Consider the following 15,504-nt stretch of genomic DNA (forward strand, 5'->3'; position numbering starts at 1 on the left):
GCATGAATGATTTCGCAACTGGTATTAAACAGGTTGCATTCTGGTTCTATTGATGTCAGGCTTCCTCATCAGCAAGCGAGGAGCATTGGGTGGCATCCGCAGTTGAACGAGCGCTCGGTGGATTGATCGTGTCCTGCCAGCCGGTGATCGGCGGCGCCATGGACCGTACCGAGATCGTCGTCGGCTTCGCCCTGGCTGCCGTGGCGGGCGGCGCCGCGGCCTTGCGCATCGAGGGCCTGGCCAATGTCCGGGCCGTGCGGGCGGCAACCTCGCTGCCGGTCATCGGCCTGATCAAACGGGCCGAGGCGGACACGCCGGTGTTCATCACGCCTCTGCTGAAGGACGTCACCGATCTGGCGGAAGCCGGTGCCGACATCATTGCATTCGATGCCACGCAGCGCTCGCGCCCCGTCCCCGTGCCGGCGATGATCGCCGCCATCCATGCCGCCGGACGCCAATCCATGGCCGATTGCGCCGATCTGGCGGATGCCGCCGCGGCCGTGGAGGCAGGGGCATCCGTGATCGGCACCACCCTGTCCGGCTATGTCGGCGGGCCGGTGCCGGAGGAGCCGGATATCGACCTCGTGCGCCAGGTCGCGGCTCTCGGCAGGCCGGTTTTTGCCGAGGGGCGCTATCGCACGCTGGCACAGGTGCAGGCTGCACGTCAGGCTGGTGCCGATGCCGTCGTGGTCGGGTCCGCGATCACCCGCCCCGAGCACATCACCAGTTGGTTCGTCGAGGCGGTAAAGTCGCCGTCCGCCCCATCCCCCTAGGAACGCCCATGCAGCGACGGCCCGTCCTTGCGATCGATATCGGGGGTACCAAGACCCTCTCAGCCCTGGTCGACGGCGACAACGTGCTGGCGCAGCGCCGTGTCGAAACCGCGCGCGACAGCGGCCCGCAGGCTTGGCTCGATGCTGTCGTCGCAAGCACAGCCGAGTGGCGCGGACGCTTTGGCGCGGCCGGTATCGCTGTCACCGGCCGGATTGCGGAGGGCCGCTGGTCGGCGCTGAACCCGGCCATCCTGCCGGTGCCGGATGGCTATCCTCTCGTGGCGGCTCTTACGGAGCGCCTCGGTGTGCCCGTCACAGCGGTCAACGATGCCCAGGCCGCCGCCTGGGGCGAATATCGCTTCGGTGCCGGACGGGGCGCCGACATGGTGTTCATGACGGTATCGACCGGCGTCGGCGGTGGCCTGGTCCTGGGCGGGCGCCTGCTGACTGGCCGCAACGGCCTGGCTGGGCATGTCGGCCAGATCCTGATCGATCTCATGGCAGGCGAGCAGCGGTTGGAGGATGTCGCGGCCGGTTCCGCCCTGGCGCGATTGGCGGCTGGCAGCGGGCAATGGCTCGACCCGCCGGCTCTGCTGGCAGCGGCCCGGGCCGGCGATCGGGCGGCGGAAGCCCTGATCGATGGGGCGGTATTCCCGCTGGTCCGTGCCACGCGTTCCTTGCAGATGCTGGTCGATCCGGATTGTTTCGTCATTGGTGGCGGCCTCGGCCTGGCCGATGGCTTCCTTGAGCGGTTGCGCCGCCATGCCGCGACACTTCCTTCCCCATACCGTCCCGAATTCCGTGCTGCCGCGCTCGGCGCAGAAGCGGGACTGATCGGCGTGGCTGATCTCGTCGACCCATAATCAGAAAGCGCATCGGAGGTGGATCATGTTTGAGATGAAGCGAGGCCGAAGGAACAGATACAGAGCGCTGCTGGCCGGTCTGGCGCTGGCGCTGGCGGGCAGCACCAGTGCCCTGGCGGAGGTCACGGTCCTCGGCTGGCCGGGTGGGCCGGAGGAGACCGCCCTGCGTGCAACCGCCAAGGCCTATAACGCGCGCTCCGGCCTCGCCGAGGCCGACAAGGTCAAGCTCATCTTCTTCAACCGTGAGGGCTTCTGGGACAAGTTGCAGGCCGATCTCGCGGCGGGTTCGACCGAATTCGATCTCAACCTGGTCGCCACCTATTCGCTCGGCAAATATGCGCCCTTCATGCAGCCGGTGGATCTGCCTGCCGATAGCGCCAAGGTCTTCGGCGAGAAGGTGCTGAAGACCATGCAGTTCGACGGCAAGCAATATGGCGTGCCGACGGACCTGTCCTTGCATTTCATGTATGTGCGCAAGGACTTGATGGAAAAGCTCCTGGCCGATGACGGCTGGAAGAAGACCTATGGCGAGATCGCCCAGAAATATCTCGGCAAGCCGCTGCAGCCGGTGAAGCCGGACGAATGGACCTGGGACGACTATGCAGCGACGGCCCTGTTCTTCACCAAGAGCATCAATCGCGCCAGCCCGACGCGCTACGGCACCGTGCTGCAGATGAAGAACCTGCTGTTCAACATGATGGTGTTCCAGACCATGGCGCGCTCCTATGGCGCCGATTGGCAGGACGCCACCGGCAAGATCACGGTGGATTCGCCCGCCTACCGCACCAGCCTGGAGCTCTACAAGAAGCTCTATGATGCCGGTGCCAGTCCGAAGGATTCGCTCTCCTACGAATATGCCGAGGCCAATGCCGCCTTCGGTGCCGGGCAGGTCGCCACCATGCTGCAATGGAACGCTGCGGCGGCCGATCTCGACAATCCAGCCAAGAACGCCGTGGTGGCAGGGAAGATCGATGCGCTGGCTCCGCCGAAGGGGCCCGAGGGGCGCACAACCCATATCCACGGGCTCGGCTTCGGCCTCAACAAGGCCTCGACCCACAAGGATGGGGCGGTCAAGTTCCTGACCTGGCTCGCGGGGGCGGAGGCGATGAAGATCTATGCCGAGGCGGGCGGTTCGCCGGCGCTTGATGCCAGCCTGACATCCTCCCTGCCGAAACGGCCCGATCTTGCCAAGATCGGCGACTTCGCCGGCCAATACGGTTTCGTGATGACGGGCGGCTCCTCGGCCGGTGCCCTGCAGGTCTATGAGGCCCAGGCCAAGAATTTCACCGGCTATTGGGCGGGGCAGGCCAATCTTGATGCGGCGCTGAAGGAAACAGCTGCCAAGATGCAGGAATTGTTGAAGAAATAACCGGTCTTCTTGCGCGGGGCGATAGCTCTGACCATCGCCCCGCATAAGGGACTCGTTCAGGTGGAGCAAGGCGGCTGCAATAGGCGGAGCAGCATTTCCATGCTGCCTGCCGTTATGGCCGCCCTGTCGAGCGGCCTCTGTCCGGAGACAGCCTGATGGCGCTCGCCAAGAGCAAGACACCCTATCTGCTCATCGCCCCGATGACCGGATTCCTGATCTTTCTGGTGGCGCTGCCGCTTTGCATCGACATCGTCTATGCGCTCTCGAACGTGACCTTCGAGACCCTGCGCAGCCCGAGCCTGCAAGGCTTCGGTAATTTCCTCATCGTGCTACAGGATGGCGCCTTCTGGAAGGCCATGGGCTTTTCCCTGAAATTCGCCGTCGTCGCCTCGATCGCCCAGATCCTGCTCGGCCTGTTCCTTGCCATCTTTCTCAGCCCGTTATTGGCCAAGCGCTCCTGGCTGATGGCCGTCCTGATGCTTCCGATGATGCTGGCCCCGGCCCTGGTCGGCCTGATGTATCGCCTGGTGCTGCAGGAATTCGTCGGCGTGGTTCCCTATTATTTCCTGCTCTTCACCGGCGACAGCCCGGCCTTCCTCAGTCCGGACAACGCCTTCACCACGCTGGTGACCATCGAGGTGTTGCAGTGGACGCCCTTTGCCCTGCTGATCCTCTATTCGGCTTATCAGGCGATCCCCATCGAGATCCGGGAAGCGGCCGCCATCGATGGCGCCGGCTATTTCCGTCGGCTGCGCTGGATCGACCTGCCCTATATGGCGCCGACCATCGCCATCACCTTCTTCTTCCGCTTCATCGACAGCTTTCGGGTGTTCGACAATGTCTACGTCCTGACCGGCAGCGGTTCCGGTGGCAGCACGACCACCATCAGCATCTACATCTACGAAGCCTTCTTCCGCGGCAGCAATATCGGGGTGGCCGTCGCGGCATCCCTCATCCTGCTCGTGCTGTCCTATGCCGTCGTGGCGGGATTGTTGAAGCTGGCGGAGCGTCGAGCATGACACGGCTTCTCACCCCGCTGCGCTGGATCGTCTTTGTCCTCGCGGCCTTCGCGCTCAATTTTCCGCTGATCGCCACCCTGATCGCGGCCTTCAAGAGCGAGGCGGAAATCGCCGAGAATCCCTCCCTGCTGATCGAGGCACCGACGCTGGAGAACTTCGCCAAGGTGCTGGAAATTTCCGACCGCTTCGACATTGCGCACTATCTCGTCAACAGCCTGATTGCCGCCTCACTGGGCTCGCTTTTTGCGATCCTGCTCAGTTTTCCGGCAGCCTATGCCATCGTACGCCATGGCATCGGCCAGCGCTGGCTGCTGCCCGGCGTGACCAATCTGCGCGCCATCCCGCTGATCATCTTCTCCATTCCGATCTATTTGATCTATCAGCGCCTGGCCCTGCTCGACACCCGGTTCGGGCTCGCCCTGATCTTGTGCCTCGTCAACCTGCCCCTGGTGCTGGTGCTGATTGCCAACGCGATCAGGGACCTGCCGATAGAGATCGAGGAGGCAGCGTTGGTCGATGGCGCGAGCACCTTCTACGTGCTGTGGCGGGTGGTGCTCCCCTTGACCGCGCCGGCCATCGCCTCCTCGCTGATCCTTGCCTTCATCTATGCCTGGAACGAATTCCTGTTCGGCCTGATGCTGACGACGCAGAGCGCCGTGCCGATCACCGTCGGAGCCTCGTTCTTCTTCGCGGCGAGCGGGGGCGGGGTGCAATGGGGCACGGCGGCGGCGGTGATGATCCTCTCCGTGCTGCCGCCTCTGCTGCTCAGCCTGCTGGCCTATCGCTATATCGGGCGCTCGCTGACCGCCGGTGCCGTGAAGGGCTAGAGTGTTTTCCAGAGAAGTTGATAGACATTTCGATCAAGAAAGCACGTCAAAACAAAAGGTTAGAGCAAAGTGCAATTCGGAGAAATCGCACTTTGCTCTAACCCGGGCGCTGGCTGTTCTTGCGCAGGATCTCCAGGGCTTCCATGCGGGCCTTGGAGAGATCCCACAGCGTCTTGGTGGCCGCGGACATCAAGGCCTCGATGATCGCCAGGATCGCCGCGTTGGAATCCCAGTTCGACGGCACCCCCGTGCGCGCCGAAATGACATGGCGGGCAAAGCGGGCGATCGGCGACAGCCATTGGTCGGTGAACAGTACAATGGTTGCGCCGCGCTCGGTTGCCTCCTGCGCGAGGAGCACGACGTCGTCCTGGTAACGCCGGATGTCGAAGACGATCAGGACGTCACGCTTGCCGAAATCGATGACCTGGTCGCGCCAGGTTGCCGCCTGTCCCTCCACCAGCGTGACATCGGGGCGGATGACCCTGAGATGGCGCACAGTATAGAGCGCCACAGCTTCGGTGAGGCGGCCGCCAACGACATGCAGCCGGCGTTTGGTGTCGGTGATGATCGCGAGAATCGCATCGAACTCGGTTGGCGCCATCGCTTCGAAGCTGTGGGTGATGTTGGCGACCACCGCAGCGGCGAAGGCGGAGAGCGGAGATGCATTGGCCTGCTCCGGGGCCTGCTTCATCAGCGGCGACTGCAACTGCGCTTCAAGCTCGTCCTTGAGATGACGCTGGAAATCGGCATAGGCGCCGAAGCCGAGCCGGGCGATGAAACGCAGGATCGAAGGCGCGGAGATGCCGGCGCGCGAGGCAAATTGCGCAACGGTTTCAAGGCCTGCGAACGGATAGTTCGACAAGAGGACATGGGCGGCGCGCCGCTCCGTGGGGGTCAGCGAACCGAGCTTGCCGCGGATGGTCGTCGCCAAGGTCTCGTCGCTTGCCGTGGCCGCCGCGTCTGGGCTTTTGGTCATCAGGCGACTCCCTCTGGAAAAACGAGAGTGGAAGGTGGACACAATTTTCACAATTGACAAGTCGGCTACGGCTGTACTCAAAATAACACTCAATACAAAAACAAGCTCGGACGTAATGAATGTTAGAATCGCTCGCCGAGAGAGCCGCCGGAGGGACATCGGACGGGGAAACCCAGCCCGAAACCGCTATCCTGGACAATGGTCGGGGTAGGGGAGCCTATGTCCTCGTCTGCGAGCACGCCTCCAACTTCGTTCCTGCGCGTTATGGCAAGCTCGGCCTGTCCGACGCCGACCTGCAACGCCATATCGCCTGGGATCCCGGCGCCCTCGGCGTTGCCCGTGCGATGGCACGCGAACTAGATGCGCCGCTGGTCTCTTGTGCCGTCAGTCGCCTCGTGATCGACTGCAACCGTGATCCTTCGGTCTTCGATGCCATTGCCCTGAAGAGCGAGGACACGGTCATTCCCGGCAATGTGGATCTCAGCGAGGCCGAGCGCGCGCGGCGGGTGCATGAGGTCTATGAACCCTTCCATGCCGGAGTTGCCGCCGCGGTGGGGGCCAAGCGGCTGGATGGACCTGCAGCCGTCGTCGGCATTCACAGCTTCACGCCGGTCTACAACGGCATCCAGCGCCCCTGGCACGTCGGTATTCTCTTCGATCGCGACGAGAGTCTGTCGGGACCGATGATTACAGCTCTGCGCGAGGACGCAGACCTGGTGGTCGGGGTCAACGAGCCCTACAGCCCGGGGGACCGGGTCTATCACACGCTCGATCGCCATGGCCAAAGCCAGGGCCTTCCCAGCGTGATGATCGAAATCCGCAACGATCTTCTGGCAACGCCGAATCAGCAGGAAGAATGGGGCATGAAACTTGCTACCATCCTCAAGCGGATCGGGCTGCAGGGAGGCGATTCGCCAAAATGAGAGAGCCGGGGCGCCGGCCGGAAACGACAGCAGTGTGAAAGGCAATATCCATCGGTCCAATGTCTATCGGTCCAATGTCGACCGATCCTGGACCATAAGTCGGGGGACTTTCTATGAGTGGATCGACTGACGAGGACGTCAAAGTCCTCCATTCCATGGGGTACGCGCAGGAGTTGGCGCGCCGCATGGGCGGCTTTTCGAATTTTGCGATTTCCTTTTCCATCATCTGTATCCTGGCGGGCGGCATCACTTCGTTTCCGCTGGCGATGGGCACCGGCTCCGGCTTCGAGGCGACGATCGGCTGGGTCATTGGCGGCGTGTTCGCCTTGGTGGTCGCCGCCTGTCTCGGGCAGATCGGTTCGGCCTATCCTACGGCGGGTGGCCTCTATCACTGGTCCTCGATTCTCGGCGGTCGCGGCTGGGGCTGGGCAACGGCCTGGATCAACCTTCTCGGCCTGATCTTCGTGGTTGCCTCGGTCAATGTCGGCGTCTGGCTGCTGTTCAGGGACCTGGTACTCTCGGGCGTCTTCCATGTCGACGTGACGGCATGGACTTCCGTGACCACCGATCCCTTGCCATCGGGCATGACGGCCGAACAGGCAGCGGCAATCAATAGTTCCGCCTATACCGCGCAGGTCGTTGCGGTTTGCCTGATCACGCTGGTCCAGGCTCTGATCAACCATTTCGGCATCAAGCTTACCACGCTGCTGACCGATTTCTCGGGCTATCTCATCCTGGTGATTGCGGTGGTGCTGACCCTGACATTCCTGGGCTGGGGCGCTGGCTGGGACTTCTCGCGTCTCACCACCTTCGTGAACAACACGGGTGATCCGGGCGGCAATTACGTGCCTGAGGCACGGCCTGCCTTCATCGCCTTCCTGGTCGGTCTCCTCTATCCGCTCTACACCATCACCGGGTTCGACGCTTCGGCGCACACTTCGGAGGAAACCCAGAATGCCCGCGTAGCCGTACCCAGGGGCATGATCCATTCGGTGTTCTGGTCGCTGGTATTCGGCTTTGCGATGGCCGTGTCCTTTGTGCTGGCCAGCCCGGATCTGGCCCAGACTGCCAAGGACGGTGGCGCCGGCTGGTTCAACCTGTTCAACAACCTGCCCGCGCCGGGCCTGCTCAAGGATGTCCTGGCCATTGGCATCGTGCTGGCCAATTTCATCTGCGCCCTGGCTGGCCTGACTTCGACCTCGCGCATGATCTATGCCTTTGCCCGTGACGGCGGCCTGCCAGCTTCCGGTATCTGGAAGGGGGTGAGTCCGACCTGGCGCACCCCGGTGGCAGCGATCTGGCTCGGAGCGGTGCTCTCGGTCGCCGCGACGCTCTATTCGCCGGCCTTCGCGGCGCTGGCGGCGGGCTGCGCGCTGTTCCTCTATGTCTCCTATGCCATGCCGATCGCTGCAGGCCTGCTGGCGGAGGGCAAGACCTGGACCGAGTTCGGACCCTTCCGCCTCGGCATCTGGTCCAAGCCTCTCGGGGCGATCGCCGTGCTCGGCGTGCTCGTCCTGATGTATGCCGGAATCCAGCCGCCCTTCGATATCCTGATCAACTACGCCATCGGCCTGCTGGTGCTGCTGCTGGTGTTGTGGTTTGGCATCGAGGCTCGCCGGTTCAAGGGCCCGCCGATCGGCGGCGACATCGCCAGGCGAGCCAGCGAGATCGCCGAGGCCGAGAAGGCGGTCGGCCAGAGCACCTGATCGCAACGACGGCCGGCCCTGGTCGCTGCCGGGGCCGGTCGATCGAATGCACTGAACCATCCACCAAGAATAAATCTAGAGAGACGGAACTAGCGGATCATGGCGAACCCAGCGAGACCAACCAATGCGGCCGAGGCGATCGCCTATGTGCGCGAGCACGGATTTTCGGATGTGAAAGTCGGTGTCTTCGACATAGACGGCGTCTTCCGCGGCAAATACATGGCTCGCGAGAAGTTCGAGAGTGCGCTCGAAAAGGGCTTCGGCTTTTGCAACGTGGTGCTCGGCTGGGACTCGAACGACCAGCTCTACGACAACACTTCGTTCGCCGGCTGGCACAATGGCTATCGCGATGCCGAGGCCCGTTTCCTGCCCGAGACCATGCGTGTCATCCCGCTCGAAGACGGCATGCCGCTGTTCATCGGCGAGTTCGCCGGCGAGGCCGAGGCCTATTGCCCGCGCGGCACGCTGCGCCGGGTGCTCAAGCGTGCCGCCGACATGGGCTACAAGGTCTCGGCTGCTGCCGAGTTCGAGTTCTTTGTCTTCGACGAGACCCCGCACAGCGTGCGCGAGAAGCGCTTCCGCAATCTGAACAACATCACGCCGGGCTTCTTCGGCTATTCCATGCTGCGCGCCGGCGTGCATGCCGATTTCTACCAGGATCTCCTGCAGATGTGCCGGGAGATGGATATGGAAATCGAGGGCCTGCACACGGAGACCGGCCCCGGCGTGCTCGAGGCTGCGCTCAAGGTCGACGAGGCCCTGGCCATGGCCGACAAGGCCGCTTTGTTCAAGACCTACACCAAGATCCTGGCGCAGAAGCGCGGCTGGATGGCCACCTTCATGGCCAAGTGGTCGCATGACTGGCCGGGGCAGTCGGGCCATCTGCATGCCTCGCTCTCGCATCTGAAGACGGGCAAGGGGGCATTCTACGATCCCTCCAAGCCGCATGCGATGTCGGACGAGATGCGCTGGTTCGTCGGTGGCCAGCAGGCGCTGATGCCCGAATTGCTGGCGATGATCGCCTGCACGGTGAATTCCTATACCCGCCTCATCCCGGGCTTCTGGGCTCCGACCGATGCGAGCTGGGGGGTGGAGAACCGCACCTGCGCCCTGCGCGTCATTCCCGGTTCCGAGAAATCCCAGCGCGTCGAGTATCGAGTCGCGGCCGCCGACATCAATCCCTATATCGCGCTCGCGGCGGCGATCGGCTCGGGCTTGTGGGGTATCGAGAACCGTATCGAGCCCGACGCGCCGGTGCAGGGCTCGGCCTATGACAAGAAATTTCCCAAGGCACGCCAGTTGCCGCGTTCGCTTTGGGACGCGGCCCAGCGTCTCAAGGCCTCCAAGGCGGCCCGTTCGCTGTTCGGCGATGCCTTCGTCGAGCATTATGCCGCTACCCGCGAATGGGAGGAGCGTGAATTCCGCCGGACGATTTCGGATTGGCAGCTGGAACGCTACTTCGAAATCATCTAGATGTGATCACAAAGTGGGCATGTCATCCCGGCCGCATTGCAGCATGAAATGATGCGATGCAGATCCGGGATCGCTCGCCAGCACGCGTTTGTTTGACGGTCCCGGATCTGTGAAGCGGCACTTCGCGCCGCATCGCGTCCGGGATGACCTGACGTTTAGAGGTTCTCAATCATGTCCGATATTGTCTGTATCTCTCCCATCGATGGCAAGGAGCTGGTGCGTCGCCCGGCGGCCAGTGCCGCCGAGATCGACGCGGCGCTGGCCGCGGCCCGCAAGGCCCAGAAGGAGTGGCGCCGGCTCTCCATCGAGGAGCGCAGCGCCTATGTCCTGAAATTCCTCGACGCCATGCTGGCGATGAACCAGGAAGTCGTGCCCGAGCTCGCCCAGCAGATGGGTAGGCCGGTGCGCTATGGCGGCGAATTCCGCGGTTTCGAGGAGCGTGTGCGCTATATGGTGCGCATTGCCAAGGACAGTCTGGCGCCGACCATTCCCGATGACGACCGCCCCGGTTTCAAGCGCATGATCAAGCGCGAGCCGCTCGGCCTGGTCTTCGTGGTGGCGCCCTGGAACTATCCGTTCATGACCGCCGTCAATACGGTCGCCCCGGCCCTGATCGCCGGCAATGCCGTGATCCTCAAGCATGCGGCGCAGACTATCCTGGTCGGCGAACGTTTCCAGAAGGCGATGGATGCGGCCGGCCTGCCCAAGGGCGTGTTCCAGAACCTGGTGCTGACCCATGAGCAGACCAGCGACATCCTAGCCAAGGGGCTGGTCGACCACACCAATTTCACCGGTTCCGTCGCGGGCGGCCGTGCCATCGAGAAGGCGGCTGCCGGCACTTTCATGACCCTGGCACTCGAACTCGGCGGCAAGGACCCGGCCTATGTGCGGGCCGACGCCAATGTCGAGCACGCGATCGAAAACCTGGTGGACGGCGCCTTCTTCAATTCGGGCCAGTGCTGCTGCGGCATCGAGCGCATCTATGTGCATGAGAGCCATTACGACCGCTTCGTCGACGGCTTTACCAATCTCACCAGCCAATATGTGCTCGGCAACCCGCTCGAGGAAGCAACGACGCTCGGCCCGATGGCGAATGTCCGTTTCGCAGACTGGGTGCGCAAGCAGACGGCCGAGGCCCTGGCCAAGGGCGCCAAGGCCCATATCGATACGTCGAAGTTTGCGGCCAACGCTGCCGGCACGGCCTATCTCGCCCCGCAGGTTCTCACCAATGTCGATCACTCCATGTCGGTGATGATGGAAGAGAGCTTCGGTCCCATCGTCGGCATCATGAAGGTGAAGTCCGACGAAGAGGCCGTCGCCCTGATGAACGACTCGCCCTACGGCCTCACGGCGGCGATCTGGACCCAGGACCTCGACGCGGCCGAGCGTATCGGTGGCGAGATCGAGACGGGCACCATCTTCATGAATCGCTGCGACTACCTCGATCCCGGCCTGACCTGGACCGGCGTGAAGGATACCGGCCGCGGCACCGGCCTTTCGCGGCTGGGCTACGACTCGCTGACCCAGCCCAAGAGCTATCACCTCAGGACGATCTGACCTGGTGTGCCGGTCTTCAGACCGGCATTGTTCTCGACCCGTGCCGGTCTGAAGACCGGCACACCGAATCCCGCCCCACTTCCCGGACCCCGCCCATGACCACGACGTCCCCCCGCGCCAATTGGAGCTACCCCACCGCCATCCGCTTCGGCGCCGGCCGCATCTCCGAGCTGGCGGAAGCCTGCAAGAGCGCCGGTATCACCGCGCCGCTGCTGGTGACCGACCCGTTCCTCGCGACCCAGAAGATGACCAAGGACGCGCTGGAGAGCCTCAGGGCGGCCGGCCTGCATGCTGCCATCTTTTCGGACGTGAAGCCGAACCCGATCGAATCGAACGTCTATGCCGGCCTGGAAGTGCTGCGCAAGGGCGGGCATGACGGCGTCGTCGCCTTCGGTGGCGGCTCCGGCCTCGATGCCGGCAAGGTCATTGCCTTCATGGCCGGCCAGAAGCGGCCGATGTGGGACTTTGAGGACATCGGCGATTGGTGGACCCGGGCCGATCCCAATGGCATCGTGCCGATCGTGGCGGTGCCGACCACGGCGGGCACCGGTTCTGAAGTCGGCCGGGCAGGGGTGATCACGCAGGAGAAGACCCACACCAAGAAGGTGATCTTCCATCCCCTGATGATGCCCAAGGTGGTGATCTGCGATCCCGAGCTGACCGTCGGCATGCCCAAGCATATCACCGCCGGCACCGGGCTCGATGCGCTGGCCCATTGCCTGGAAGCCTATTGCTCACCCTTCTACCATCCCATGGCCGAGGGCATGGCGGTGGAGGGCGTGCGCCTGGTCAAGGAATTCCTGCCGCGCGCCTATAAGGACGGCACGGATCTGGAAGCCCGCGCCCATATGATGTCAGCCGCGGCGATCGGCGCCACCGCCTTCCAGAAGGGACTGGGCGCCATCCATGCGCTCTCCCATCCGGTCGGCGCGCTCTACGACACCCATCACGGCCTGACCAATGCAGTGTTCATGCCCTATGTCATCGCCTTCAACAAAAAGGCAGTGAAGGAGAAGATCGAGCGTCTGGCCGCCTATATCGGGCTGAAGCCGCGCTATTCGGCCTTCCTCGACTGGACGCTGGCGCTGCGCGAGGAACTCGGCGTGCCGCACACGCTGGCGGGCCTCAAGGTCGACGACCAGAAGTTCGACCTGATGTCCAAGATGGCGCCGAAGGATCCGACCGCTGGCGGCAATCCCGTCACGCTCACCAAGGCTGGCGCCCTCAAGCTCTATCGCAAGACGCTGGAAGGGGCTATCTAGCCTGATCTGGCGGTGCTCGGCGGGGTGGCGGTGACTTCCGCCTCCCGCAACGGGGCGCTGACAAATGGTACAGCAAGGCGCGTCACTCGCATGCGCTTTGCCTTCGGCGTGAAGGGATGGTCGATCCCGAGGCGCTATGTCTGAAACTGTCATGCCGAGCAAGCTCGATCACCACGAACGCCTCGCAGCCTTGCCCTTGTGGGAAGGTGCCATCGCCGTCGAGCCGATTGCGGGCGGGCTGACCAATCGAAATCTTTTGGTTACTGCGCGGCACGGTCGCTTCGTGGCTCGTATTGCCGGCGACAATGCGGCGCACGACATCGACCGAGCGGCCGAGCAGGCCGCCACGCGTGCCGCGGCTGCAAGCGGGCTCGGGCCCGATGTGGTCTGGGCCGAGCCCGGATTGATGATCCTGCGTCATATCGAGGGGCGCACCCTCGGCGGAGCCGATTTGCGCGATCGGACCCGACTTCGACAAGTGCTGGCGTTGCTGGACAGGATCCGGCGAACCTTGCCGGAACATTATCGGGGACCCACGCGCGACAGAAGCCCGCTCGCCATCCTCGAGGGCTACCTCCAGAGGCTGTCTGCGGAACCCAATCGTTGGCAGCAAGCCGCCGGTCGCTACCGTCCGTTGCTCGACAGTCTAGCCGCACGACTTGCCGACGTGCCTGCCGGCTTTGCCCATAACGATGTCCATGGCGATAACATCATCGACGATGGCCAACGCCTTTGGCTGGTCGATTGGGAATATGCCGGACGTGGCCAGCCCCTGGTCGATCTCGCCAGCCTCTTCAACAATGCCGGCCTGGACGGCGGGATGCCCCATGACTGCCTTGCCGATTGGCTGGGGCGTCCGCCGACGGGCGAAGAGACACAAGGTTTCATGGCCATGCGTCTGGCTGCCGCTATGCGCGATCTGTTCTGGGGCTATGCCCAGGACGGCCTGGTGGCAAGTCAGCCGGGCAAACTCGACCGCTATATCGCCATCAACGAAAACCGGGTGCGCGCCGCTGCCGCGGGCCTTTGATCATCCGACCTTCTGCCCCAGGCGAGATGGCGCTCGGCGTCTTACATGCAAGCCGATAGTTCTGTTTTTGCCATTTGTTTCATTTGTAAGAAGGCCGCGAAGACGGTGCCTATTTACCGCTTCACTATTAAGTGATGTCCGCGTGAGTTCGATGATTTAATGTTGTCTGGCGAGGTTGTTTTCGTTATCTGTCAAATAAATATATTTGATTCTATGTGTGCAATTATTGTAAATAAGAAAATTTGTAAATTCAACTTTTGGTTGAGTTGTCGAATTGTAAAAAATTGTGAAGTTATTCTAGGCTTATATTGTGGGTTGTGTCGCGATGAAAAGGACCAGTATTCTTATCGCTTGTGTCTGTGGAAATCGTTTTGTCGATATCGATGCCGTGCGCTCTTTTCTCAGTATTGCCCTGGACCTGAAGGAGCGGAAGGTCGAGGTCGACTTCCTCGGGCAGTCTGGCATCCCGCATCTGGAGCATGCGCGGAACGCGGTCGTCAGCTATTTTCTCGAAGGTCGCAGCGACTATCTCCTTTGCCTGGATTCGGACATGGAGATATTGCCCAAGACGATCGGACGATTGCTCCAGTTCAGCCAGCTTCACGACAAGCCGTTCACGGCCGCGCCCTATGTGTCGAAGGGCTACGACAATGAGAAGACCAGCAGGGTTTTCGCCCGTGATCTCGACGATTTTCACGCCGCCGCGTCACGCTGGAACGTCATGTTCGAGGATCCCAAGGCGCTGACGGGGCAGGGGCGGCTGGAGGTGCGCAACGGCTTCGCGCGTGCCATACGCGTCGGGGCCGGCGCCATGTTGTGCCGTCGCGACATGTTGGAGACAATGGTCGCCCATTGTCGCGACCAGGGCTATTCCTATCACAATGTGCCGTTCCGCTTGTTTCCGCTGTTCAATATCCCGGTGGTGAACGGCGAGGCGGTCGGCGAGGACTATGCCTTTTGCGATCGTTGGCGCGCTTGCGGCGGCGAGCTTTGGGTCGATACGACGGCGACCATCCGGCACAATGGCCATCATTCCTATCGGGGCAATCTGGCCGAGACACTCGACCTGCGCAGACGTGCTCTGCCTCAGGTTTAGTTGTTCACCTCGGGGTTCGACCGAAGGCTGACGCGGCCTTCTCAATCAATCGCTCTGACGTTCTGGTTTGAACGCCTCGTTCTCGAAGCATCGGGTGAGAGCCCGTCGAATTTTTTCTGGAGCTTCTCTTCCGCCTATAGGACAGGGCGGCAAGGGGCCCGGGCCTTGTCCTCCACGAAGCGCGTTGTGGCGAGATAAATGCTCGCGCGAAACTTCAGCGCGGTGACTGTCGTTCAGTGCCGTTCGCAATCGGCCGGGATCGCGACGTAATGCGTCCGCTTGGCCATCCCTTCAGCGTACACTCGCTAAAGCTGTATCGCTTGATTTATGTAACTTACAGTATGTATCCTATTTATTATAGCAACCAAACTTATGCGTGCAATAATTTTGGCATTAATTCGGCATATTTGTGAGAGTTTATGCTGCTTCTTAAAGTTGATATGGTAGCATTAATGCAACTTAAGATTGATTTTTTGACGGCATGACTCTAGTTTGTAGAAAAAGTTGTGTCTTTTGGGTGACATGTATTGGGCAAAACAGTGTGTGCGCCTTGGATTTGGTCGTTTTCGCGTTGTGGATCGACGGCGACTGTCGCACTGTCACTTTCAACGATTCACGCAATGGGTCGTC

Annotated in this window: 11 protein-coding genes and 1 pseudogene; 11 read left to right on the plus strand and 1 reads right to left on the minus strand. The window is 62.2% G+C overall.

Annotated elements, in window-relative coordinates; translation table 11 throughout:
- The first annotated feature begins 89 nt into the window (after positions 1-89).
- The 4 genes and pseudogenes from U1R88_RS00080 (at position 90) to U1R88_RS00095 (ending at position 4,851) form a co-directional block, all read left to right on the plus strand.
- Positions 90-1,636, plus strand: a pseudogene (locus tag U1R88_RS00080) (putative N-acetylmannosamine-6-phosphate 2-epimerase).
- Between the two features lie 25 nt (positions 1,637-1,661).
- Complete coding sequence (locus U1R88_RS00085; RefSeq protein WP_425545368.1) at positions 1,662-3,005, plus strand: extracellular solute-binding protein; 1,344 nt, start codon at positions 1,662-1,664, stop codon at positions 3,003-3,005.
- A 155-nt stretch (positions 3,006-3,160) separates the two neighbouring features.
- Positions 3,161-4,024 (plus strand): carbohydrate ABC transporter permease, encoded by an 864-nt coding sequence (locus tag U1R88_RS00090; RefSeq protein WP_322429485.1) that lies wholly within the window; start codon positions 3,161-3,163, stop codon positions 4,022-4,024.
- A complete protein-coding gene (locus tag U1R88_RS00095; protein WP_322429486.1) occupies positions 4,021-4,851 on the plus strand; it encodes a carbohydrate ABC transporter permease in 831 nt (276 codons plus the stop codon). Before U1R88_RS00090 ends, U1R88_RS00095 begins: the two co-directional genes overlap by 4 nt.
- A 97-nt stretch (positions 4,852-4,948) precedes the next feature.
- Here U1R88_RS00095 and U1R88_RS00100 read toward each other — a convergent pair whose 3' ends face one another.
- Entirely contained in the window at positions 4,949-5,827 is an 879-nt protein-coding gene (locus U1R88_RS00100; protein WP_068287580.1) for a MurR/RpiR family transcriptional regulator, read from the minus strand.
- A 119-nt stretch (positions 5,828-5,946) separates the two neighbouring features.
- Here U1R88_RS00100 and U1R88_RS00105 point away from each other — a divergent pair, with 119 nt between their 5' ends.
- The 7 genes from U1R88_RS00105 (at position 5,947) to U1R88_RS00135 (ending at position 14,874) form a co-directional block, all read left to right on the plus strand.
- On the plus strand, positions 5,947-6,750 hold the full coding sequence (locus tag U1R88_RS00105) for an N-formylglutamate amidohydrolase (RefSeq protein WP_322429487.1): 804 nt from the start codon (positions 5,947-5,949) through the stop codon (positions 6,748-6,750).
- Positions 6,751-6,863: 113 nt separating this feature from the next.
- On the plus strand, positions 6,864-8,456 hold the full coding sequence (locus U1R88_RS00110) for an amino acid permease (protein ID WP_322429488.1): 1,593 nt from the start codon (positions 6,864-6,866) through the stop codon (positions 8,454-8,456).
- Positions 8,457-8,555: 99 nt separating this feature from the next.
- Entirely contained in the window at positions 8,556-9,929 is a 1,374-nt protein-coding gene (locus tag U1R88_RS00115; RefSeq protein WP_322429489.1) for a glutamine synthetase family protein, read from the plus strand.
- A 171-nt stretch (positions 9,930-10,100) separates the two neighbouring features.
- Positions 10,101-11,486: an aldehyde dehydrogenase family protein gene (locus tag U1R88_RS00120; protein WP_322429490.1), complete on the plus strand. Its 1,386-nt coding sequence runs from the start codon at positions 10,101-10,103 to the stop codon at positions 11,484-11,486.
- 95 nt (positions 11,487-11,581) lie between these two features.
- Positions 11,582-12,748 carry an iron-containing alcohol dehydrogenase gene (locus tag U1R88_RS00125; protein WP_068287596.1) on the plus strand — a complete coding sequence of 389 codons (1,167 nt, stop codon included), beginning with the start codon at positions 11,582-11,584 and terminating at the stop codon, positions 12,746-12,748.
- A gap of 136 nt (positions 12,749-12,884) precedes the next feature.
- The gene (locus U1R88_RS00130; protein WP_322429491.1) at positions 12,885-13,778 is read left to right on the plus strand and encodes a phosphotransferase; all 894 of its coding nucleotides are present in this window, start codon (positions 12,885-12,887) and stop codon (positions 13,776-13,778) included.
- Between the two features lie 388 nt (positions 13,779-14,166).
- On the plus strand, positions 14,167-14,874 hold the full coding sequence (locus U1R88_RS00135) for a hypothetical protein (protein WP_322429492.1): 708 nt from the start codon (positions 14,167-14,169) through the stop codon (positions 14,872-14,874).
- Positions 14,875-15,504 lie beyond the last annotated feature (630 nt).

It is taken from the genome of Labrys sedimenti (assembly GCF_034424805.1).
GTDB lineage: Bacteria > Pseudomonadota > Alphaproteobacteria > Rhizobiales > Labraceae > Labrys > Labrys sedimenti.